16 protein-coding genes are annotated in these 23123 nt (G+C 38.7%); 13 read left to right on the top strand and 3 right to left on the bottom strand.

Features of this window, described 5'->3' with window-relative positions; all coding sequences use genetic code 11:
* Positions 1 to 21 precede the first annotated feature (21 nt).
* Positions 22 to 5298, bottom strand: coding sequence for an AAA family ATPase (locus tag AC012T_RS02100; protein WP_487062669.1), 5277 nt, complete (start codon positions 5296 to 5298; stop codon positions 22 to 24).
* 179 nt (positions 5299 to 5477) lie between these two features.
* On the opposite strand from AC012T_RS02100, the gene AC012T_RS02095 reads away from it, so the two are divergent.
* From AC012T_RS02095 to AC012T_RS02045, 11 genes are all read left to right on the top strand, one after another.
* Entirely contained in the window at positions 5478 to 7577 is a 2100-nt protein-coding gene (locus AC012T_RS02095; protein WP_487062668.1) for a putative bifunctional diguanylate cyclase/phosphodiesterase, read from the top strand.
* Positions 7578 to 7908: 331 nt separating this feature from the next.
* Positions 7909 to 8520 (top strand): hypothetical protein, encoded by a 612-nt coding sequence (locus AC012T_RS02090; protein WP_487062667.1) that lies wholly within the window; start codon positions 7909 to 7911, stop codon positions 8518 to 8520.
* Between the two features lie 94 nt (positions 8521 to 8614).
* Positions 8615 to 8992, top strand: coding sequence for a hypothetical protein (locus AC012T_RS02085; protein ID WP_487062666.1), 378 nt, complete (start codon positions 8615 to 8617; stop codon positions 8990 to 8992).
* Entirely contained in the window at positions 8940 to 11687 is a 2748-nt protein-coding gene (locus AC012T_RS02080) for a hypothetical protein (protein ID WP_487062665.1), read from the top strand. The genes AC012T_RS02085 and AC012T_RS02080 overlap by 53 nt, the downstream gene beginning before the upstream one ends.
* A 58-nt stretch (positions 11688 to 11745) precedes the next feature.
* Positions 11746 to 12570, top strand: a complete 825-nt coding sequence (locus tag AC012T_RS02075) for a hypothetical protein (RefSeq protein WP_487062664.1) — start codon at positions 11746 to 11748, stop codon at positions 12568 to 12570.
* Positions 12571 to 12645: 75 nt separating this feature from the next.
* Positions 12646 to 13695, top strand: coding sequence for a hypothetical protein (locus AC012T_RS02070; protein ID WP_487062663.1), 1050 nt, complete (start codon positions 12646 to 12648; stop codon positions 13693 to 13695).
* A gap of 35 nt (positions 13696 to 13730) precedes the next feature.
* Entirely contained in the window at positions 13731 to 14594 is an 864-nt protein-coding gene (locus AC012T_RS02065) for a hypothetical protein (protein ID WP_487062662.1), read from the top strand.
* Positions 14595 to 14690: 96 nt separating this feature from the next.
* On the top strand, positions 14691 to 15383 hold the full coding sequence (locus AC012T_RS02060) for a hypothetical protein (RefSeq protein ID WP_487062661.1): 693 nt from the start codon (positions 14691 to 14693) through the stop codon (positions 15381 to 15383).
* A 10-nt stretch (positions 15384 to 15393) separates the two neighbouring features.
* A complete protein-coding gene (locus tag AC012T_RS02055; protein ID WP_487062660.1) occupies positions 15394 to 16959 on the top strand; it encodes a TrbI/VirB10 family protein in 1566 nt (521 codons plus the stop codon).
* A 507-nt stretch (positions 16960 to 17466) separates the two neighbouring features.
* A complete protein-coding gene (locus AC012T_RS02050; RefSeq protein ID WP_487066406.1) occupies positions 17467 to 17958 on the top strand; it encodes a hypothetical protein in 492 nt (163 codons plus the stop codon).
* 368 nt (positions 17959 to 18326) lie between these two features.
* Positions 18327 to 20027, top strand: coding sequence for a protein kinase domain-containing protein (locus AC012T_RS02045; RefSeq protein ID WP_487062659.1), 1701 nt, complete (start codon positions 18327 to 18329; stop codon positions 20025 to 20027).
* A gap of 220 nt (positions 20028 to 20247) precedes the next feature.
* Here the strand turns inward: AC012T_RS02045 and AC012T_RS02040 are convergent, their stop codons facing one another.
* Positions 20248 to 20751: a pentapeptide repeat-containing protein gene (locus AC012T_RS02040; protein ID WP_487062658.1), complete on the bottom strand. Its 504-nt coding sequence runs from the start codon at positions 20749 to 20751 to the stop codon at positions 20248 to 20250.
* A gap of 15 nt (positions 20752 to 20766) precedes the next feature.
* Here AC012T_RS02040 and AC012T_RS02035 point away from each other — a divergent pair, with 15 nt between their 5' ends.
* Positions 20767 to 21270 (top strand): YraN family protein, encoded by a 504-nt coding sequence (locus AC012T_RS02035; RefSeq protein WP_487062657.1) that lies wholly within the window; start codon positions 20767 to 20769, stop codon positions 21268 to 21270.
* Between the two features lie 28 nt (positions 21271 to 21298).
* Here AC012T_RS02035 and AC012T_RS02030 read toward each other — a convergent pair whose 3' ends face one another.
* Positions 21299 to 21688 carry a hypothetical protein gene (locus tag AC012T_RS02030; protein WP_487062656.1) on the bottom strand — a complete coding sequence of 130 codons (390 nt, stop codon included), beginning with the start codon at positions 21686 to 21688 and terminating at the stop codon, positions 21299 to 21301.
* Between the two features lie 212 nt (positions 21689 to 21900).
* Here AC012T_RS02030 and queA point away from each other — a divergent pair, with 212 nt between their 5' ends.
* Positions 21901 to 23076, top strand: a complete 1176-nt coding sequence (gene queA / locus AC012T_RS02025) for a tRNA preQ1(34) S-adenosylmethionine ribosyltransferase-isomerase QueA (RefSeq protein ID WP_487062655.1) — start codon at positions 21901 to 21903, stop codon at positions 23074 to 23076.
* The last annotated feature ends 47 nt before the right edge of the window (positions 23077 to 23123 follow it).

Here is a 23123-nt window from a genome sequence, read left to right as displayed (position 1 = left end):
AGCAGAGGAAAAAATTCTTACTCAGTACTCAGTACTCGGAAGGGTGAAATAAAAGGTTGCACCTTGACCGACTGCTGCTTCGGCCCAAATGTGGCCACCATGACGTTGAATAATGCGTTGCACGATCGCTAGTCCAATACCTGTACCTTCAAATTCTTGTTCACGGTGCAGACGTTGGAATACTCCAAAGAGATGATCGGCATACTGCATATCAAACCCTGATCCATTATCTCTGATCCAGTAGACTCCTTCTCCATCCATCACCTCATAACCCACTTCAATATGAGCAATGGATTTGTAACTGGTGTACTTAATGGCATTGGATAACAAGTTGATCCAGACTTGGGTGAGGAGGGAAAAGTCAGCTTGACAGTTGGGTAAATCAGCGATCGCAAATTCTACTTGCCGATTTGACCATTCTGGAGCTAAATCACTTAACACCTGTTGAATCAACTCATTGACTAACACAGGCTGTTTGGACATTTCCTTGCGATCCAAACGGGATAAATTCAACAAATCATCAATCAACTCACCCATGCGTTTGGCATTATCCCGGACAACTTTTAAGTAACGATTGCCTTCTGCATCCAGTTGTTCACCGTAATCTTCTTGAATCATTCTCGAAAAGCCATCAATCGCCCTTAAAGGCGCTCGTAAGTCATGGGAAACAGAATAGGAAAACGATTCCAAAGCTTTATTAACAGCCTGTAATTGGGCAGTTCGTTGGATTACCCTTTCTTCTAATTCTGCATTGAGTTGACAGACAGATTGATTCAATTCTTCCTGCTGCTGTAATAACCGGGCATTATCAATGGAGATAGCTGCCTGAGTTGAAAGCAGATTGATGATTTCAATCCGTTCTGGGGTAAATGCGTTAGTGGTGAGATTATTTTCTAAAAGGACAATTCCTGTAAATTTTCCTTGATTCAATAAAGGTGTACATAGAATTGATTTGGATTGGTGGTAGATAATCCACGGTTCAGATTGAAAGTTACCTTCTTTAATAGCATCACCAAGGACGATGCTTTCCTGGGTACGAACCACATAATTAATCAAGGATGTTGGTAAACAAGGAATGTTGTCTGGGTGTATTAATTCAACTTTCTCATTGTCAATTGAACTAATCGCTTCAATTCGCCATTCATCTTGGGTTTGTAAAATCAAATAACCTGTTTGCGCTCCCGCATTTTCAATCAGAATAGTCATCAGTTTTCCCAGAAGTTGATCTAAGAGAACTTCAGTGGAGTAGGTGCTGCCAGTTGCAGAGATTGCTTGGGAAGCTTTCAACACCGTTTCTAGGTCAAGTGCTGCTAATTTAGTAGAGGAAGATTCTGTCGTATTAAATCTGCGGTTTTCGGTTTGTTCTGATTGCAGTTCTAGTAGTTGGGGATAGCGTCTTTGCATATCTTGAACTTTTGCTGTTGCTCCCCATCTTAAATAACCATACCTGGCCTCTTGCAGATATATTGTAGCGATGGTAATCAAACCTTGTTGCAGATAAAAATTGGCTGCAAGTTCGTTGGCCAGAGCTTCTTCTTGTAAGTATTGGTTTTCCTTAGCCAAACTAATAGCCCGATCATAGGCTTTTATGGCTTTTTTAAACCGACCTAAGACACGATATCTTTCAGCCTCAACAAGATACCATTTGTGCTGGTAATTCATTGGGGCATGATATGCCCAATTTTGCATTTTGGCTTGATTTTCTGCTACCTGCTGAAGCAACTCAGACTGTTGCAGAGGATCTGCATTTGTATACACTGCCAATCGAGATAGAGAATCGTAGAACTTAAAGATAGCAACCAAAGCCGCTCCGGTCATGGCAGGTAAATACTCTTGTGCGATGACAGCATTAGCGTAGGCGCTGCCAGTCGCAGACATCACCTGATTGGTATTAGAGAACAAGTAACAAAGAAATAATTTATTCAGGTAGAAATAAAACAAACCTCCGTGGAAATTGGTTTGTTGCATTTGGGGTAGCCGAATTGCTTCATCATAAGCTTGACCCGATAAAATACCAGGATTAGGAACTTCCTGAATCAAGTTCAAAACAGTTTGCCAGCAAATTTCTACAAAATGAATACCAGCTGAGTGCTTAATTTGTTTAACTGCCTGGTGATAATGATTCAGGTGTAGTTGTAGCTCATCCAAGGGTTGACCGACTGCAAATGAATAAGCACAAAAATGCATGGCAGCATAGCCAGCAAACTCTAAATCTCCCTGATCAACACCAACCTGATAACAATCTTGGTGTGACTGCAAACTTGCTCGGAGGTGTGTTTTCCAAACATTAATTTGGTTACTGACCGCGAATAGGGTTCTGGCTTGAATGGGTTTAGCATCTAAACGAGACAGCAAACTTAACGCCAGTTGTCCAAATTGATATCCTGCTTCAATTTCAAATACAACTCCACAGAGAATAATCCCATAAGCAGCATAGGCAAAGGGCGCTAACATCATGTTTCCGTACTCAACGAGCAAATCTACCATTTTGAGGACAATCAGCAGAAATAGAGGTGGTACGGCTAAAAAAGCTGATGCACACATACTGGTTAAAAGCTGCATTGCTGCCAGCATTTCTGGCTCAGACATCATGGGCAGGTCAATCAAATTTTTAATGGGTCTGTTTGCCAATTTTGAGGCAGTTGCGGAGAGGGCTGGCTGAATATGTTCAGAGGTGGGTTGTATGGGGAGGTGAACCCCTAATTGTTTTAGTAACTGTAAACTTATCTGAATTGCCTCTAGCAGTTGATTTTGGGCGACATAAGTCTGAATTTTGACATCGTAGACTTTGACGCTGGCTAGTAAGGTTTTTGCATGGTCAACTACCTGTTGAAATAGTGGTTCTACTTGCTCGAAATTACCGCTCAGATAGGCTGCTTCTGCCGTTGCACTATATAGAGTTAGGGTAAAGTCATAGTTAGTTTGCCAGCTATCTGTTGTCAGCAGATCCAAAGCAGTTTGCAAGTATGTAAAAGCAGCTTCATAAGCTGTTGATGTTTTGGCTTTTTCCCCTGCTATTAGGTTTAACTGGGACAAGTTATTTTGTTCGGATTGAGTTTTGATTAATTTTTTACCCTGGTTCAGTTGGTTGGTGATATCAAAAATCTTGTATTGTAACTGTTCTGGGGCAGTCCTTTGCCACAAACACTGTCCTACTTGCCAATGGATCATTTGGCGATCGCTCTCTGGGATGAGAGAATAAGCTGCTTGCTGAATGCGATCATGAACGAATTTATATTCAATGGCAGGACTATTGCTGGGAAGTGGCACTTCTAACTCAACGGATTTGTAGGCATTGCTGAGGGGCAAAATCAAGCCTTGTGCGATCGCTTCTCCTAATTTCTGGGCAGTTTTTTGTAGAGATAGTTCTGCCGTCACTGCCAAGGTTTCTAAATCGAACTGGTTGCCAATACAGGCTGATAACTGTAACAATCGCTGTGTCTGCAAACTGAGTTTTTGAATCTTACGTGCCAGTAAATCTACAACATTATCAGTAATTCCCCGTTCCTGAATTTGCTCTATTGACCATTGCCAATTTCCCTTTTGGCGATCAAATTCCAGCAGCTTTTCAGCATACAGGGATTTCAAAAACTCATTCATAAAAAAGGGATTACCGTTGGTTTTTGCTTGCACCAGTTCAGCTAAAGGTAAAACATCTTCTGGTTGACAGCGGAATGTATCAGCAATCAACTGGTTAATAGCGGGCAATTGCAAAGGCTCAAGGAACAGTTGGTTTACCACCCCATTTTCCTGCTGAATTTTTGCCACCATACGGATGAGAGGATGGGAAGCATTTATTTCATGATCCCGATATGCCCCAATTAATAACAAAGATTGCTCAACCGTTGCTATTGTCAGCATTTGCAGTAATTTCAAAGAGGCAGTATCTGCCCATTGCAGATCATCCAAAAAAATCACGAGGGGATATTCTGACTGAGTAAAGACGCAGATAAACTTTTGGAAAACTTGATGAAAGCGATTTTGGGCTTCTGCTGGTAGCAAAGTAGGTACATCTGGTTGATTGCCGATAATTAGTTCTAATGCTGGAATTACCTGGGTAATCACACGACTGTTAGATCCCAAGGCTGCTAAAAGTTTTTCTCGCCAGTTAATTAGCTGTAATTCGCTCTCAGTCAGTAATTGCTTAATCAGTGAGTTAAAAGCTTGTGCGATCGCAAAGTAAGGGATATTACGTTGATACTGCTCGAATTTACCCGCAATAAAATAACCTCTGCTGCGTGTAATAGTTTTATAAATTTCCTGCACAAATGCTGATTTACCAATACCAGAGTAGCCAGCAATCAACAACATTTCTATAGCATTAATCTGACTTGACTTCTGAATTCCTGTGACTCTAGCAAATGCAGCTAATAAGATCTCCACTTCCCTTTCTCTACCATAGAGTTTTTCAGGAATATGAAAATTATCAGAAATATCATGTTGCGCTAAAATAAAAGACTCAACTCTTTTTGTTTGTTGTAGCTGGATCAGACACTGTTCCAAATCAGCCTTAATCCCCCAGGCGCTTTGATAGCGATCTTCTGCTGTTTTCGCTAACAGTTTTAGAACAAGTTCTGAAACTACAACTGGTATTTCTGGATTGATTAAATGAGGTGGCACAGGTTCTAAAGCCAGGTGATAATGAATTAACTCCAACGCATCGCTAGTTACAAATGGTAATCTATGAGTCAACAATTGGTAAAAGGTAGCACCCAAAGAGTAAAAATCAGTTCTATAATCCAGAGAACGGTTCATCCTACCTGTTTGTTCTGGAGATATGTAAGCTAAAGTTCCCTCCAATGTAGTAGGATTTTTGAGAGTTAATGTTTCCCGTGACAGGGCAGTAGCAAGACCAAAATCAATAATTTTAATCTGATTTGTTTCTAAATTTAAAACAATATTGGCTGGATTAATATCTTTATGAATGATATTCGCAGTATGAATTTCACTGAGAATTTTAGTTATCTGAATTGCCATAGGGAGAAAATCAGTTAATGCAAACTCTCTTTTAGTTAAAATCTTTTCTAAAGATTCACCTCCAAAATCCTCTAAAATAATCACAAAAGTACTTTGTAGTTGCTGTAAATCATAAGCTTGCACAACACCAGATATTGTCAAGCTGTGGGTAATTTCATATTCGAGCTTATAACGTGTAATTTCCTCTGGTGTGGGATAGTCTTTCTTCAATATTTTGAAGATTACAGGTAAATTATCTAATTCCCTAATTCCCCGGTAAATCTGTGAATTGTTACTTTCATGAATTTTTGTATGAATTTGATAACTAGGAATTTTCAACATGGTTCAACCACCTTCAATTGGTAAACTCAGGCAGAAAGTCGGGTTAACTCGCAAAGCCGATTTGACAATAGTTGCACTCTTAATTAACGGGCTAATTTATAGCACTGTCAAATTCCATGAGAGTTTAAAGAGGCAAGAAAATGTGAGCATATCAAAGTTTAGCAAGGAGATTCTAAGGCATGAGTGAAGCCTTAAATGTCCTGATTATTGAAGATTCAGAAGCTGATGCTATGTTAGTTCTCAGGGAACTGCGTCGCGGTGGCTTCAACCCAAATTGGGAGCGTATCGAAATCGCCCAAGAGCTACACGCAGCCCTGAACAATCGTACATGGGATGTTATACTTTCAGATTACCGCTTACCTGGATTTAATGCACCTGCGGCTCTGCAAATAGTCAAGCAGAGTCAAAAAGATATTCCTTTCATTCTCGTTTCCGGCACAATTGGCGAAGTATTAGCCGTGGAAATGATGAAAGCAGGCGCTCATGATTATGTGATGAAGGACAACTTAAACCGATTACCAGAGGCGGTGCGTCGAGAACTTCGAGATGTACAAGTCCGAGCAGAACACAAACAAGCCCAAAATCTGTTAGAGACATTAGCCTCTAATATACCGGGCATGATATACACTCTCGTACAGCATTCTGATGGTTATGCTGCTTTTGAGTACGTCAGTTTGGGCTGTTTATCTCTTTTAGAGTTAACGCCAGATCAAGTTTTAGAAAATATCTCTCTTTGCTTTGCCCAAATTCATATTGATGATCGTGCTGGATGTTATGTAACTGCTAAACAAAGCATTCAAACGTTAAATCAATTTTTTTACGAGTGCCGATTAGTTACACCATCTGGTAAGTTAAAGTGGGTACAAGCCAGCGCCCGTCCAGAACTCAAGGAAAACGGAGATACAATTTGGCATGGTATTTTATTAGATGTGAGCGATCGCAAACAGGCACAGGAATTACTGATTCATAATGCTTTACATGATCCATTAACAAACCTACCCAATCGCACACTATTAGAAGAGCGACTTGAATTAGCAATTCACCGCACTAAACGAGCAGAAAACTATCATTATGCTGTCTTATTTCTAGATTTAGATCGCTTCAAAGTTATCAATGACAGTTTAGGGCATTTAGCTGGAGATCAACTACTTAAGACTGTTGCTAAAAAGCTAAAAACTCATCTGCGGGAAATTGATTTAGTGGCTAGACTTGGTGGTGATGAATTCGTAGTTTTCTTAGAGGATATGTATAACTTGGAAGATGCTATCCAAATTACCACGCGTATTCTTAAAGATTTTCAAACACCATTAATAATTAATAATTCCGAAGTTGTAATCAGCACAAGTATCGGTATTGTTTTAGGCACAAAAAACTATGATCTCGCTGCCGATTTACTGCGAGATGCAGATATTGCTATGTATCAAGCCAAAGAAAAAGGCAGAAATTCATACAAAATTTTTGATGCCCAAATGCATACCCAAGCAGTAAATCGACTAACTCTAGAAACTGAAATTCGTAAGGCTATCGAAAGAGAAGAATTTATCGTATATTACCAGCCTATTATTGATATATTTAGCAATCGTCTGATTGGATTTGAGGCATTAGTTCGCTGGCAACATCCAACTCGTGGATTCATTTTACCGAAAGAATTTATTCATCTTGCCGAAGAAACTGGACTAATTGTGCCGATAGATCAGTGGATGTTTTTCACAGCTTGTCAACAACTAGCAACCTGGAAAATTAAGTTTCCTCACCGCTTCCCACTAAAAATAAGTATTAATCTCTCTGTTCAAGATATTCGCCAAGATAATTTAATTGAAGACATTGATAGAATTTTACAAGCCACACAATTAGATGGTGAATCTATCAGTTTGGAAATCACTGAGAGTATGCTAATTGAAAATATCAATCAAACAATTGATTTGTTAACTCAATTAAAATTAAGAAAAACTCAGATTAGTATTGATGACTTTGGCACTGGTTATTCATCACTCAATTATCTTCATCGCTTACCCGCTGATAACTTGAAAATTGATCGCTCTTTTGTAACTCAAATGCAGGAAGGAAATCGTAATTATCAAGTGGTGAGTACTATTATCACTTTGAGTAATCAACTTGGCTTAACTGTTGTAGCAGAAGGAATTGAAACACTACAGCAACTACAATGGTTACAACAATTAGGGTGTGAATTTGGGCAGGGATATTTATTTTCTAAACCCTTGGCTGCAAAGGAAATTGAAATCTGCTTTCTTGACAAAGACCATGATAAATTTTATTAGCTTTTACGAAAAGTGATGCAGATGATTGATAAACTCTAAAATTTTTGTGTTGCTAACTTTCCCAGTCGTATCAAACACAGGACTTACGCACAACAGAACGAAAGTAGGGGTAATTATTACCCTATGTAATCATAAGGTTTTCACCTAACTTTAACTTTAATTTAACTAAATATTAAGAATTGATTACCTAAACCTTAATACATAACAACAAAACAAAAATATACAATATAAACTACATCAAAATCTCTGGAGAAATACAGATGACAGGGTTAAACATAGAATAAAACTTTGAAGAACGGATATTTGTTATAGATAATAGGGAAATCGGTAAATGTCTAGAGATTATAGTACAAAAAGAACCGAAAAAAGTTTAACGGCTAGTACAAAGACAGCATCTAATAAATTGCCGAGTATTTGGAAAATATGGCAACAGCACTTAGTAGAATCTGTACCATTTTTAATTGCTTGCACTGTATTTTTAAGCGTGATTAGTTTAAAAAGTCCTATCCTGCTTTTTTGTTTATTAGCAGGTAGTTTGATCACCATTATTTGTCAGCAAATTGAACAGCAGGTAAATTTACCAAAAAGATGGCTGATAATATGGCAAATTTTGGCAGTATCTATCATTCTTAGTTTATTTTGGGTAGACTTTTTTTCTGCCCCGGCATCTGCTCAATTTTTTGGTAAAGCTGAAAACTTTTTCAAAACTACACTGACACAAGGTACAGACAGTAATAGTAATCCTCAAACAGCAGTCAGTTTAATATTCAACGTTTTGAGAGCAATTTATTTACTTTATATTGCTATTTCTTTAATTGGTGTCATTAATGCAGTTCGCAAAGATGAAGATTGGCAAAGTATCGCTAGAGTTCCTTTGATAGTAGTAGTTGCTGTCACTGTTGCTGATGTCTTGACAGGTTTTGTAATTGGTGATGCCAAATAATTTATCAATGATTCAGATAAAATCAAGGTCAAGTTGAATATCAAATAATCAAGCCTTCTGATTTCTGAATCCTCTTCCATTTTTAAAATTTTTTATGTCTCCAGAACGAGATCAAGAGTTTCGCCCAGTTAATCAAATTCTAGGTTCACAACCATCATTAGGACCAATTCCGGCTGATCAAATTTTTCCTTGGCTGCTGATTGTTCTAGTTTCATATTTTGTGATTAATGGAGTTTTTGGAGGGTTATTTGCAGATGATTTCCAAAGGTGGTTATGGACAGCATTGATTTCAGGGTGGGGAATGGCAACTTGGTGGATATTAAGTGGTGGTAGGAGTTGGCGTTTTTTAAGCAAGTTTATTGGAGTTCCCACTTGGACAAGAGGCTTTGCTCGTTATCAAAGCGTGCTAGAAATTAACTATGAAGCAAAAAATCGGAAAACAAAACATCAACGTCCCAGGTCAAGAAAGTAGATTAACACCATTTGAAGATGCTTTACATTTGGCGACAATGCTCCACATTTCTCTGAGTGGAAGAAATATTGGTGCTTATATTTTGAATAAAGAAAATCAAAAAGATAGGTTTTGTTTTGTTTTTGGTTTTGAATGTCGTGGTATTCACACTACTTTAAGATCAGAACAAATAGAGACTATTTTTAATAATATTGAATCAGGTTTAAAAGATATTCCTGAAGGTGAAAAAATGACCTTACATATAGGGTCTTTTGGTTCGGATCAACAACGCCAAACAGAATTAGTAGATTTAGTAAAGCGGACACCATCAAGGGATATTAAATATTTATTGACAGCAGAAAGAGCGAGAATTCAAGAGCTTACAAATTCTGGAATTCGCAAGCCAAAATTTATGCGAATTTATGTTACTTATACTATTGAACCTCATGCTAATCAAGCTGATGATTGGATTGAGAAATTATTAAATAAAACTGAATCATGGTGGTTAAAATTTAAAGGAGAATTAGCAGAAGTTCAAAATCAGCGAATTGAAACTCTGATCATCAAAGCTTACCAACAAGGTTTTTCTCGCTGGGAACAGCTTTTGTCTAACAAAATGGGGTTAGATGTCAAACCATTAAATGCTGATGAACTTTGGGAAGAAGCCTGGAGACGATTTAATGATACACCACCGATAGAAATTCCCCAATTACTTTATTTAGATGAAAATGGACTCCATGAGGAAGTTAATTCAGATTTAGCTAGTAGCAAATTGCTGATAGAGAATATTCATAGTACAACCTTGTTGATGGAATCGAGTGTACCCTGTGCTGATCGTCGTTGGGTAAATGTGAAAAATCGCTATATCGGGGCGTTAACGTTTTTAGAAAAACCTGGAGGTTGGCCAAATAAATTTTCTCAATTGCGTTATTTGTGGGAATTATTGGCTAGAGAAACAGTAGTAGATACGGAAATTTTTTGTCAGTTAACTGCTGCTAATCCAGCATTGGTTAAAACTACTTTACAACGGGTTCTCAAACAGTCGAATATGACAGCTATGATGGCTCAAGAAAAAAGTAAAACTATTGATGTCAATGCCCAATTAAAGTTAAAGAAATCTGTTGCAGCCCAAGAACAATTATATGAAGGTGCAGTTCCTATATATACAAGTGTAGTTATTTTTGTCCATCGTCCGACTATAGAAAAATTAGACCAAGCCACGAGATATATTGAAAACTGTTTTCAACGTCCTGCACAGGTAATTAGAGAAGTAGAATATGCTTGGAAAATTTGGTTACAATCTTTACCGATAGTTTGGGAAGGTTTGTTAGTTAAGCCCTTTAACCGCAGACAATTATATTTAACCAGTGAAGTGCCGGGATTAATGCCTTTAGTGTTAACGAAAGCTGGAGATAAACACGGTTTTGAGTTAATTGCGGAGGAAGGAGGAACACCAATACATTTAGATTTGTTTAATCAACATAAAAATTTAGCTTTGTTTGCAACGACTCGTGCGGGTAAATCGGTTTTGGTGTCAGGAATTTTAACTCAGGCTTTAGCACATGGGATTCCTGTGGTTGCATTGGACTTTCCCAAGCCTGATGGGACATCTACGTTTACAGACTATACAGAGTTTATGGAGGGGAATGGGGCATATTTTGATATTTCCAAACAATCAAATAATTTGTTTGAACAGCCAGATTTACGATCGCTCTCACCAGAAGAACAGCGCGATCGCTTGCTCGATTATACTGGATTCTTAGAATCAGCCCTAATAACGATGGTTTTAGGCTCATCCACTGAAAATCAACTATTATCTCAAACGGTGCGTTCCCTGCTCAACCTAGCCTTAGCAGCTTTCTTTGCTGATGCAGGTATCCAGGAGCGATATAAACAAGCGATCGCAGATGGTTTTGGAACTACAGCTTGGCAAAAAACCCCTACCTTAAAAGATTTTCTCTGTTTTTGTTCACCAGAACATCTGCAATTAGATTCTATTAGCGGCCGAGTCGATGATGCACTTAGTCAAATTCAATTGCGCTTACGTTTTTGGCTTTCTAGTCGTGTAGGAAAATCTATTTCTGCACCATCTAGCTTTCCCACCGATGCCCAACTTTTAGTATTTGCACTGCGAAATTTATCAGATAATGAAGACGCAGCAGTTTTATCTTTAAGTGCTTATTCAGCAGCTTTACGACGAGCTTTAAGCAGTCCAGCTTCGATATTTTTTATTGACGAAGCACCGATTTTATTTGAATTTGATCAAATATCAGATTTAGTGGGTAGAATTTGTGCCAACGGTGCAAAAGCTGGAATCAGAGTTATTTTATCAGCACAAGATCCCGATACTATTGCTAAATCTAAAGCCGCATCAAAGATTTTACAAAATTTGTCAACGAGATTAATTGGTCGAATTCAACCAGTTGCGGTAGATAGTTTTGTCAGTATTTTAAAATATCCCCGCGATATTATTTCTCGTAATGCAACAGAAAGCTTTTTTCCTCGGAAAGAAGGTATTTATAGTCAATGGTTGTTAGATGATAATGGTATTTATACATTCTGCCGTTATTATCCAGGTTATGAACAATTGGCTGTAGTTGCTAATAATCCTCATGAACAAAATGCTCGTAAAGAGGCTATGTTACATTATGCGGATAAATATGAGGCAATTTCTGTTTTTGCGCGGCAGTTAGTAGCTTCGTTGCGAGGTAGTTAATTGAGGAGTTTTCTCACGCAGAGGCACAGAGAGAGAAGGAAATGAATAGGGGGATTGTATGCGGAAGGTTATTTTTTTTAGTTTGGGGTTTTTGTTGATGTTGGGTTTACCAGCTAGGGGACAGTTAGGTAAGGTTTGGAGTGAATTTCAATTATATTCTGTGGATATGCAAAATTATTTTACAAATAATCTGAGTGAAACTTTAAGTCTTTTAGAAGTTAGTAGTCAAAATTCTTTGAATATTGCTACAGGACAATTGAATTTACCTAATCCAATTGAAGTTGGGAAACAAGCACGTCAGAATTTGTTGTTTTACCCAACGACGGATAAGTTTGAAAATAATCCGGTTGTTAGAGCTAATGCGGTTAGTAATGAGATGAATCGTTTGATTCTTCGGGGTGCGGTGGAAGGTGCTATGGGGACGGAGGGACAACGACGATTAAAAGTTAAATTGGAGGAAACTGAAAATGTGATTAATAATATTGTGGAAGTGGCTAATAATGCAGAACAAAGTAACCAAAATTTTCTCAATGATATTATTTCCAAAATTCCGACTATTGAAAATGTAGCTGAACAATTATCAGCCCAAACTGGTGCTAATCAAATTAATTTACAACTACAAACTCTGAAAGTTCAGAGTCAACAATCTAGGATTATTGGAGAAAACTTAGCGCAAACAATGCAAACTAATCAATCTTTGCAATACTCTAATTTGAATTTAGCAAGTATTTCTCAACAAATGGAAGAAATGAATCGTGCGCGTCGAGTAGATTCAGCAACTGAGGCTGCAAGATTGATGCGGACAACTGCTCAAATAGATTTGTTTGGGAGGGAAGAAAATGAAAATAGAATTCAGGAGTCAGGAGTCAGGAGTCAGGAGTAAGAAGAATTGTAGAACCACAATTCACGAATACTACTGTAATTTATTTAATTTTCTCAAAAATATTGAAAACAAAAAATGCAGTTTTATATTTTGCAAGTCTTTCCTGAAATTGGTATCAATGAAAATTTTGATAGTGGTGCTGAAACTGCCAGAAGTATGGCGGAAAGTTGGGATAATCAATGGTTAGATTTATTACAAAATAATAGTAGCAATAATTTGTATGGGGCAATGACAAATTTAGGCGTGTTTTTTGCTGTAGGAACTCTATTATTTTTTATGATGCAATGGCTGAAAGATGTTATTTACAGTGAATATTCTCGTCCTATATCCGGTTTGATTTGGCCGTTTATAGTAGTAATGCTATTAAGTAACACAGGGGATGGTAGCATCCTTTCTAGTTTGACTTTGGGGGTCAGAAACTTTATCAATACTGTTAATCAGCAAGTGGTAACTTCAGCAGATATTGATCAAACTTATCAACAGGCTTTAAATATGAGTTTGGCTGAAGAAGTTGCGGGTTCTTTAATTCGTCCTTGTCAGTCATTGACTGGTGAACAACAAAATCAATGTTTTGCTAAAGCTAGTGATCAGGTTGATGGTCTTTGGCAAGAATATAGAAATTTATACGGTAATAAAGTTTGGATTCAAAGACTAGAAAATCAGGTAATTTCACTAAAGTTTGGTACAGGCAATTTATCAGATACTAGCTTTAATTCTTTACTGGGAAATACGGCACAAGCTAGTATAAAAAATTTTTTAATTTCGTTGCAATATGCTTTTCAAAACTTGCTAGAAGCGACTATGTTACTAATTGCTGCTTTGGGGCCTATTGCTATAGGTGCATCTTTGTTACCTGTGGCAGGAAAACCTATTTTTGCATGGCTGATTGGGTTTTTATCTGCTGGTATCGCCAAGATATCATTTAATATTATCGCTGCTGTCACTTCTGCTGTAGTTATTAATGGCCCTGCTGAAAATCCTAATGCGAATCCTGACTTAATGTGGTTCATTATTTTTCTGGGAATTTTAGCACCGATTTTATCTTTAGCTGTGGCTGGTGCGGGAGGATTTGCGGTTTTTAGTGCTATTAGTAAGACGGATGGTTTGGTAAAAGGTCGGATATAAATCTGGATAATATTAAATAGGATGAATATACAAACATGACAAGTTTACTTAATCAGAAAAAGCCCACAAGAAATATTTTAAATACTTTTGCAATTGCTACTTTTAGTTTGCATTTATTGGTGTTATTTTTATTCGTTTTTCAAGGGTTGAATATTCGCCAACTGAATCTGCGAAAACCGCCTAACTTTGTGCAAATGATAGATGGTAAAACTTTATCTGCTACTGATGATTTAGCTAGAGATCCCGAAGCGATTCGCCAATTTATCAGTAAAACCATGACATCTATGTTTAATTGGTCAGGAACTCTACCAGTCCAGACTATTGAAGCAGCAGCTAAACCTCAACCAGATCCCGGAATTACGGTGAAAACCTTACAGGGTGGAAATCAAAAAGTTTCTACTAGTAGCTGGGTAGCTAGTTTTGCGATATCTGAAGATTTTCGTAAAGGTTTCTTAAGTGCGATCGCACAAATGACCCCATCAGAAGTTTTCTCTAACAATCCTAATCAAGCTATATCAGCAGAGTTGATGATTAAGCGGATTTATCCACCAGAAAAAATTGCCCCTGGTAAGTGGCGAGTGGGGATGGTAGCGGACTTAATTCAAAAAAAGCGCACAGATGATAGAAGAACAATAACGCCCTTTAATAAAGATTTATTAGTCCGTGCAGTAGATTATTATCCCTATCCCTTACCTGAAATTAGCACCAATATTCAAAAAGCAATTTATAGCAACCGCGCTCAAAAATTAGAAATTTATGAAATTAGAAATTTATGCTTAATAGATAACTATAGTAATCTCAATCAGGATCAATCAAACCCCTGTGGAAATAGAAGTACATCTGATAGCTTTCTTAGATACAGCAGAATTCAGGAGTCAGGAGTCAGGAGTCAGGAGTAAAACTAGCTTGGTGCCTAGGTTTCAATTTTGATTCTGTACCTCATTAATCTGTACTCTGCTGTAAATTCTAAATTCTCATTCCCAATTACCTAAATTATGCAACTTGTCAAATCAGAAACTAAAAAAAGTAGCATCTTACCACTTTTAGCAGTTGGAACATTTGGATTACATCTATTTACTCTGCTATTACTTTTATTTAACGGTTCTATGTTACAGGATTTAAAACGACAATTAACACCCCAAAGTTTAGTGCAACTTGTTGATGGTCGTGCTATCACTGTAGACCCCAAACCAAGTTATGACCGACATTCTGAAACAATTCGCCATTTTGTTGGTGAAACTATGACTCTGATGCTTACTTGGTCACGACAACAGCCACCACTTACAGTATGGGAAATTAGTTCACAACTTTTATCCCCTGAGTTGAAACCAAAATTTCAATCAGAAATTACTAATTTAAATACTAACAATCAATTTGCCAATATTAATCAAGAAAATGAATATGTATTAGTAATAGAAAAAGTTTCTCAGCCCACACCAATAGCTAATGGTAAATGGGCAGTAGAAATTTTTGCCAATCAATTAAATTTTAGCGGTTATAATAATTTGGGAACATCAATTCCGTTTCATAAACAAATCTTAGTTAGAGCTATTGATAAATCAAAAACGTTTCTGCCAACTAAACCACTACCTTGGCATTTAGCCGCTTACCGTCTTGGTGAAGCTAGACTAGAAATTTACGATATATGCGATATCAAAGATAACAAATGTTTTGCAAAATCTAACTAATTAATAAATTATGACTTCCTATTCAATTCAATCACCAATTCCTACACAACCTCTCATTGAATCCGATGCTGATAACTATCAAGTGGAAGTAGATTCTACAGATTGGGAATCTAAAATGGCTAAATTAGTTGGTTTTAAAGAAGAACCACCAATTTTAAATATTGATGCTTTAGAAGCTGATATAGATAGTTTAGAACCGTCCCAGTCTCAAGTACAAGAAGTTGCAACTGCACAATCTCTATCATCTAATCCTTTTGCTAAGTTAGCTTTGGTTGGCGGTGCTACTTTGGTTGTAGTGCTAGTAGCTGGTGTGTTTTTATCGCAGATTATGAGTACGGCCAATCAAAAACCAAAAAATAGTCTTGTTTCTTCGGCAGCTTCGTTACCACCAAAAATTGAACCCATTGAGCAAAATTTAGAACAAGAAATAGAGATTCTCAAAACGAAATTGGCTCTTTCTGAACAAGCACAGGCTGTAACAGCAGCCCAACAAAGTCTGAGAAATAGAGTTATTTCATCGTCGGCAATTCCACGAGTTAATAACAGAACACAAACACCTGTGCAAACTGCTTCTATTCCTCGTGTAGTCACGGTTGAGCGCATTATTAATAGACCAGATAGACCATCCTATTCTCCACCAGCAGTTGTACCACCAGTTGCTGTTATGCCGACTGTTACACCACCAACGCCAAATGTGCAACCATCTCCACCTGATCCTCTCCAAGAATGGTCACAGTTAGCCAAGTTAGGTAGTTATGGTCAGGTGTACACGACTGGTGAATTTAGTGGGAATACAGCTAAATCTGCGGCTGCTAATCATACGAATGTTGCTCAAGAGCCAACTGACTCTAACTTTGAGGCAACACCGTCGGAAGAAGATGTTGTAGCCAACCAAGCACAACCACAAAACTCAAAATCGGTCAAAGTCGGAACTAGTGCTAAAGCTGTTTTGGCAACGGCGGTTTTTGGGGAAACTACGAGGACAAGGAATAATCAAAGGAATAATGAACAAGATGAAAATACAGAAATATTTGTGGTGCGGTTGAAAGAACCACTAAAATCTATAGATGGTGCGATCGCATTACCTGCTAATACTGAGTTGTTAGCTCAAGTTCAGTCTATCTCTGAACGAGGATTAATGCGCTTGGATGTAGTCAAAGTGATCTTACAAGATAAAGATCAGCTTCAAGAAAGAAGCTTACCCAACAATGCTATTATTGTTCGCGCTCCCCAAGGCAGACCACTAGTAGCAAATAAATTTCCTAATAATGGGTCATCTATAGCCAGAATGGATGCCAGTTTATTTGTTTTGGGCGGTGTCAGTAAAGCCGCAGAGTTATTGAATCGGATTGACACCCAAGTTACCACAAATGCTGGTAGCACTATAGTCAGCAATAATAACGCCCAACGTAATCTAGCGGCGGGAATTGTTGAAGGTGGTTTAAAGTCGGTGGTTCCACAAATTTTACAACGTAATCAACAGTCAGTTTCGCAAATGATGCAACAAACTAATGTTTGGTTGATACCAGCTGGCCAAGAAGTGGAAATATACATCAATAGCACCATGCAGTTTTAGCTATAGCAGAATTCAGGAGTCGGAAGAGTTGTGAGTACCAAGTACCGAGTACTTGATTCTCCTTCTTACTCATTACTCGTTACTCGTCGCTATGTACTGGCTTGGTATCTGGCTTTGAATTTAGATTTTGTATCTCATTGATCTGCAATCCGCTGTATTTACGAAAAACTTTAAATTACACCAATGTAAAAAATGATGGTGAAAGCTAGATTTATGCGAACATCCCAATTTTGCAAAAACATTGTCAATTGTCATTCTGAGTGGAACGGAGTGAAGCGTTCGCGTAGCGTTCTGAAGGAAAGAATCTCGCGAGATGCTAGAGCCTCCGGCACGCTAACGCGAACATTGCGCTTTGCTTCATTCAGCATGACAGTGAACTTACACATTTGGGATGCTCCCAGATTGATAGACTTATACTGTATACGCAGAAAAGGATTCCCAATCCCAAATCCCAAATGGTATGATCATCATTTTTTACCTCTGGCTGCTCTAATTTTCTCAGTAGCTATGTTATCTTTGGCAGGTCGTGCTGTAGCTAATAATGCCGTTCTCCGTTCCATGTTTTCCTGTCAAGCCCAAGGTTTAGGGGGAGTTGTACCGACTATCGACGTTTCTTATCAACAAGGTACAAATTTAAGCTTTCTTCCTGCTGGCGAAACCATTAAAAAAGTTTGGTTAAATGATCCGTCACAAGTAACTATGGATTTTGATGGCGCAATGTGTATGCAGTTCGGACAAGAACGTAATTTAAGTTCAGGGGATTGTAAAAATTCAGCAGCAAATGTCATTCAACTCCGGCGAATTGAAAGGATAAAAATCCCCGGATTATCCAAAATGGAAAATACACTTTTAACCGTGATTACTGAAGGGCAAGGTGAAACTAAGCTTTATACTTTCAGAATACTTTATCAAGATGCTGCTCCTGGATATCACACTTTAGCTATTTATCCAGATTCATCTGCTGCTAATGGTGCAAATTGTGCGAGAACATCCTCTTAAGCAAGAATCTAGCTATCCGAGTCTGGAGTCCTGTAGCGGTAGCGAGGCGTTTAGACCGTATAAACCCGGTTACTATAGCAATCCTGTTATTTTATTGTCAATTGAGGTGGTCTGCACTTTATGAAAATCCCTACACTTCTCAATACTGTTCGGTTAGGCAAATTCGTAAACCGAAAACCTTTGTAGAGACTTTGTAGAGACGTTCCATGGAACCTCTCTACACTCCTTAACAGAAAAGTATTGCTACACTTCTATATATTGGGTAAAGAAAATCTCAACAACGCCAGCAAAAATTTATCTAAGCAACAAATGAAGTTGAGTAAAGAAGACAGAATAGACGCTAAAATCGATCCAGCCTTTGTATTTTCGTGGTTTTGTCCCAGATAAATCAGAGTGCGGTTCACTGCATAAATCCTAACTGTCAACGACCCTATCCTCAACCTTGGGGAAACAGATTTTGTAATAGCTGTGGCGCACCGTTACAGTTATTAGACCGCTACAGCCCTATTAATCCTTTGGGTTCAGGAGGGTTTGCCCAAATTTACACGGTTTGGGATGAAAAAACCGAGACTGAAAAAGTTCTGAAAGTCTTAGTAGAAGATTCTCCTAAGGCTTTGGAATTGTTTATCCAGGAAGCGGAGGTTTTAAGTAGTTTCCGACATCCGGGTGTTCCCAAAGTTGATGCTGACGGGTATTTTCAAATTAATTTAACTAGTCCTAAACCACACCAGTTGGCTTGTCTGGTGATGGAAAAAATTGATGGGCAAAATTTGGAGGAAATTCGCAGAAATTATCCTCAAGGATGTCCAGAAGATTTGGTGTTAAATTGGTTCGCCCAGGCTGTAAAAATTTTACAGGAACTACACAAACGCCAAATTATTCATAGGGATATTAAACCTTCTAATTTAATGTTGCGGAACCCTTCACCAAGCGCCCTTCTGCAAGTAGAACAATTGGTACTAATTGATTTTGGTGGTGCTAAACAATTTAGTGGGGCAATATTGCGATCGCACTCTCCCTCCACAAGACTATTTTCCTCTGGTTACAGTCCACCAGAACAGGTCATAGGTGGAAATGTAGGGCCGGCAGCGGATTTTTACGCCTTGGGGCGGACAATGATTGAATTACTCACCGGTAAGCATCCGCAGAATTTAGAAGATCCCATCACTGGGGAATTACGTTGGCGCAATCGCTGTAATGTCAATCCCCGTCTAGCAGACTTATTGGATGAGATGGTAAAGACGGATGTGCGATCGCGTCCCGCCCATGCAGCTATAATTCAAAAACGCTTACTGAAAATAGTCCCCGCAGCATCACAACCAAATTTATTTATCCAACTCAAAACCACTGTTATTCAATCTGTCACCCAATTTACCCAAGCTGTGGGTAGCACAACTCTACTCACAGTCCAGGCAATTTTCAAATTCTTACTAGCTTGTCTGTCAACAATTTGGGCGATGATTTTAGGTGGTATTGGCGCTAGTTTAGGGACTATCGTCGGTTTTATCTTGGCTTATCAAAGCAAATTAGGCGCTTTCGTCGAGGAATTTATATCCCGCCAATTGCCAGCATTAATCCAAAATTCTCAACCAGCTTCAGCCAAAGAAATGATAGTATTTGCTGCTGCTGGTTTAGGAACCGCTTGGGGAATTACCGTATCTGGCAGCTTTGGTCAAAAACGGCGATTTTTGATGGCAGCACTCATGGGTTTAATTGGCAATAGTTTAGGCTGGATAGCTTGGCAATTCATCACCCCACATAACAGCGCCGAAGGTTTAGTTGCATGGATGTTAGTGTCAATTTCCATACTCACCTTGGGCTTAGGTCTGCGTACCCATTATCTAGCTTACGCCTTCATAACTTCCTTTGGGAGTGCAAACATCTTAGCAGCCTTAATTCATCTAGGTTTACCAGTCCCTTCTATCCATTTTTCCTCCAATCAACCAGGCTGGTTAGAGTTATTTGTACCTATCGCCTTTTTTGGTTTTGTGGGTATTTTAATTAGTCTTTGTTTAGGATTGAGTTATTACCTCATTGTTCCTTGTTTACGCTGGTTAGGGTGGCGATAATTCTTAATAAGGGACTTCCTAAAAAAATACTCAAAAGTTTCTTGTGGTGCGGGCATCTTGCCCGCAAATTATCAAGGACACCTGAGTTCGATATAAGATAATTTGTGGAAAACTCCCCCCCAGTAAGAGTCTCAAACCCTTATTCTCTCGCTCTTAAAAATCATAACTCCTAACTTCTAACACCGAACTCAGGTTGATTTAGCGACAAAATTCAGAGGTTCTAGGGACAAAACAAAGTTTCCCTTGTATCCCTACCTGTCACAGGATTAGTACCTTTAGCCAGTTTACACAATTTTTTTTGCTCATCTCCGCGCAGCAGCGCATCAGTAAAATCCGCTCCGTCAACAATAGCACCATCAAATTTGGCACTAGCTGCAAATACTCCTTCTAAAACTGCATTGGTTAAATTGGCTTTAATCAGACGAGCCGAATCCAAAGTAGCATTAGTTAAATCAGCCCCCTCTAAGTTAGCTGATTCCAGATTGGCTGCAAAGAAGCTCACACCACGCAAGTTCGCATGACTGAAATTACTCTGACGCAGATTAGCTTTGGTAAAACTAGAGTCAGTTAAATCACGTCCAGAAAAATCAGCTGCTATCAAGATTTCTTTGTTGTATTCGAGTCCTAAAGCTGTTGGTGCTAAACCTATTAATGCTGTCATCGGAATGATTGCCCAAAGCGATAAACTGAGTATGAGTGATAAAATCCGATACTTAGTATTCATGATATTTTTAATTTAATGCCTAAACATCCACCATCTAATTATCTAGATATCGGTGACTTAGGAGAAGACCTAGTAACCCAATGGTTACAATCTACAGGTTGGGAGATTCTGCACCGTCGCTTTTCTTGTCGCTGGGGAGAAATTGATATTATTGCCCAGTATCACGATCAAAAAGTAACATCGTCTCATAAAAACGGCAATCAACAGGATATCATACTAGCCTTTGTGGAAGTGAAAACCCGCAGTGCAGGCAATTGGGATGCAGGAGGCAGAATTGCCATCACCCGACAAAAGCAAGCAAAACTTTGTAGTACAGCACAAATCTTTTTATCTCAGTATCCTGAAAAGGCTGATTGTTATTGTCGTTTTGATGTAGCTCTTGTTTATTGTCAACGATTATCAAAAAATCTTGTTGGGGCTATAGTTACCCCAGAATCCCCAGCTAGTTTATCAATTGCTGGGTATCAGTTAACGTTGCAAGAGTATATTGTCGCAGCTTTTGATGCTGCCAATTTGTAATTAAAAATTAGATCAAGTTTGCTAACTTTTAAGCCAGTGTTTCTGGGCAATAGCCCAAACCTCGAACAAATTGTTGACGGAATGCTTCAATTTCTTCTTTTTCCGAGCTACCATGAGATACAATTGCTACTTGGTAACGGCGCATTACGTCCACAGGATATTGTCCTGCTTCCAAGCTCCAAAGTGCCATTTGCACTCTCATTGGTGGTTCGTAACTAATTCCTAATTCATTGAAAAAAGACCGTAAATCTCCATCTTCTTGAGATGACACTGGTTCTTTGAGTTTGATTCTCACTACCCAACCGTCAATTTGATGAATTACGCTGATAAAGGAAACAGGGGTTTGGGGTCTGTTGTGCAGATGTTGAACTATTCTCAGTGTCAGGCTGGCATTTGCCAGGTAATATAAATATTCCATGATGGTGTTTGGGAGCAAATCCAATCCTACTTCTCTATTTTCGTGAATAAAGTACAGTTCCTGTTAGGGTAAAAGCACCCGTTTTTATATGGGGAGATTTACCCAATTTTGATCCTGATGCCAAGTGCTTAGGGACTGGGGATTAGAAATTTTATCTTTCTCCTGTACCCTGCTTTCTGCCCTGAATCCCCAATTACTGATTAATCTAATACATGGAGCCACAAATCTCACAAGCTAATTTACAGGAAACGTCTAATCTAGAGAGACTAGATTTGAGTTTAGACCGTTCTTTATCTGGCTATGACTATGAACTTCCACCGGAACTAATTGCTCAAAATCCGGCTGTTCCCAGAGATAGTTCACGTTTATTGGTGGTTAATTCTCCGAATGCAGACCAGGATGTGTTAGCCCTAAATCACATTTTCCGGGATTTGCCTGAACTGTTGCAACCTGGAGATTTGTTGGTGATGAATAATACTAAAGTCATGCCAGCACGTTTGTATGGACGCAAGTTAACGGGGGCAAAGGTGGAAGTTTTGCTGTTGGAAGAAAGACGGCATAATTGTTGGTTGGCGTTGGTGAAGCCAGGAAGGCATTTCAAGGTTGGAACTCAAATTGTTTTTGATGGAAATAAATTATCAGTCAATACTGAATTGACAGCTACGGTTTTGGAGAGTGATGCCGCAACTGGAGGACGGTTGTTGCAATTTGATTTACCTGAGAATATTTCTTTGGTGCAAATTTTAGAGGATTTTGGGGAAATACCTCTGCCTCCTTACATTACGGCTTCTACGGCTGCGGATGAACAGTATCAAACTGTGTATGCTCAAGAACAAGGTGCGATCGCAGCGCCAACGGCAGGATTACACTTTACACCAGAACTTTTACAAAAATTGCGCGATCGCTCTATCAATCAAGCTTTTGTCACGCTGCACGTTGGTGTGGGGACTTTTCGCCCTGTGGAAGTCGATGATGTTACCACCCACCAAATGCATGAAGAATGGATTGAAGTCAACGCTGCTACAGTTGAGCAAATCCGGGCTACTAAAGCTGCTGGGGGGCGGATTATCGCGGTGGGGACTACGGTAGTTCGTGCTTTAGAAGGTGCGGCTCAATTCGGCGATTTACAGCCTTATGTAGGCAAGGTAAATTTGTTTATCTATCCAGGCTTTCAATGGCGGGTTATAGAGGGTTTAATTACTAATTTTCACTTGCCTCGTTCTAGTTTGCTGATGTTGGTCAGCGCCCTGATTGGGAGAAAAAGGTTATTGAAAATTTATCAACAAGCGATCGCATCTCAATATCGTTTCTATTCCTTTGGTGATGCCATGCTGATTCTGCCAGAGGGAGTAATGAGTACCGAGTACCGAGTACCGAGTAATGAGTAATGAGTAATAATTAAATTGTGAATTTTTGATGTAGTTATGGGTACTCT

The organism is Anabaena sp. EIM26 (assembly GCF_057568715.1).
This window is presented reverse-complemented; position numbering and strand designations above follow the sequence as displayed.

What these genes read in the sequence shown, in the direction of transcription:
- AC012T_RS02100 (WP_487062669.1), bottom strand. Translation starts at nt 5,298, where the DNA reads ATGTTGAAAATTCCTAGTTATCAAATTCATACAAAAATTCATGAAAGT.
- AC012T_RS02095 (WP_487062668.1), top strand. Translation starts at nt 5,478, where the DNA reads ATGAGTGAAGCCTTAAATGTCCTGATTATTGAAGATTCAGAAGCTGAT.
- AC012T_RS02090 (WP_487062667.1), top strand. Translation starts at nt 7,909, where the DNA reads ATGTCTAGAGATTATAGTACAAAAAGAACCGAAAAAAGTTTAACGGCT.
- AC012T_RS02085 (WP_487062666.1), top strand. Translation starts at nt 8,615, where the DNA reads ATGTCTCCAGAACGAGATCAAGAGTTTCGCCCAGTTAATCAAATTCTA.
- AC012T_RS02080 (WP_487062665.1), top strand. Translation starts at nt 8,940, where the DNA reads ATGAAGCAAAAAATCGGAAAACAAAACATCAACGTCCCAGGTCAAGAA.
- AC012T_RS02075 (WP_487062664.1), top strand. Translation starts at nt 11,746, where the DNA reads ATGCGGAAGGTTATTTTTTTTAGTTTGGGGTTTTTGTTGATGTTGGGT.
- AC012T_RS02070 (WP_487062663.1), top strand. Translation starts at nt 12,646, where the DNA reads ATGCAGTTTTATATTTTGCAAGTCTTTCCTGAAATTGGTATCAATGAA.
- AC012T_RS02065 (WP_487062662.1), top strand. Translation starts at nt 13,731, where the DNA reads ATGACAAGTTTACTTAATCAGAAAAAGCCCACAAGAAATATTTTAAAT.
- AC012T_RS02060 (WP_487062661.1), top strand. Translation starts at nt 14,691, where the DNA reads ATGCAACTTGTCAAATCAGAAACTAAAAAAAGTAGCATCTTACCACTT.
- AC012T_RS02055 (WP_487062660.1), top strand. Translation starts at nt 15,394, where the DNA reads ATGACTTCCTATTCAATTCAATCACCAATTCCTACACAACCTCTCATT.
- AC012T_RS02050 (WP_487066406.1), top strand. Translation starts at nt 17,467, where the DNA reads ATGTTATCTTTGGCAGGTCGTGCTGTAGCTAATAATGCCGTTCTCCGT.
- AC012T_RS02040 (WP_487062658.1), bottom strand. Translation starts at nt 20,751, where the DNA reads ATGAATACTAAGTATCGGATTTTATCACTCATACTCAGTTTATCGCTT.
- AC012T_RS02035 (WP_487062657.1), top strand. Translation starts at nt 20,767, where the DNA reads ATGCCTAAACATCCACCATCTAATTATCTAGATATCGGTGACTTAGGA.
- AC012T_RS02030 (WP_487062656.1), bottom strand. Translation starts at nt 21,688, where the DNA reads ATGGAATATTTATATTACCTGGCAAATGCCAGCCTGACACTGAGAATA.
- queA (WP_487062655.1), top strand. Translation starts at nt 21,901, where the DNA reads ATGGAGCCACAAATCTCACAAGCTAATTTACAGGAAACGTCTAATCTA.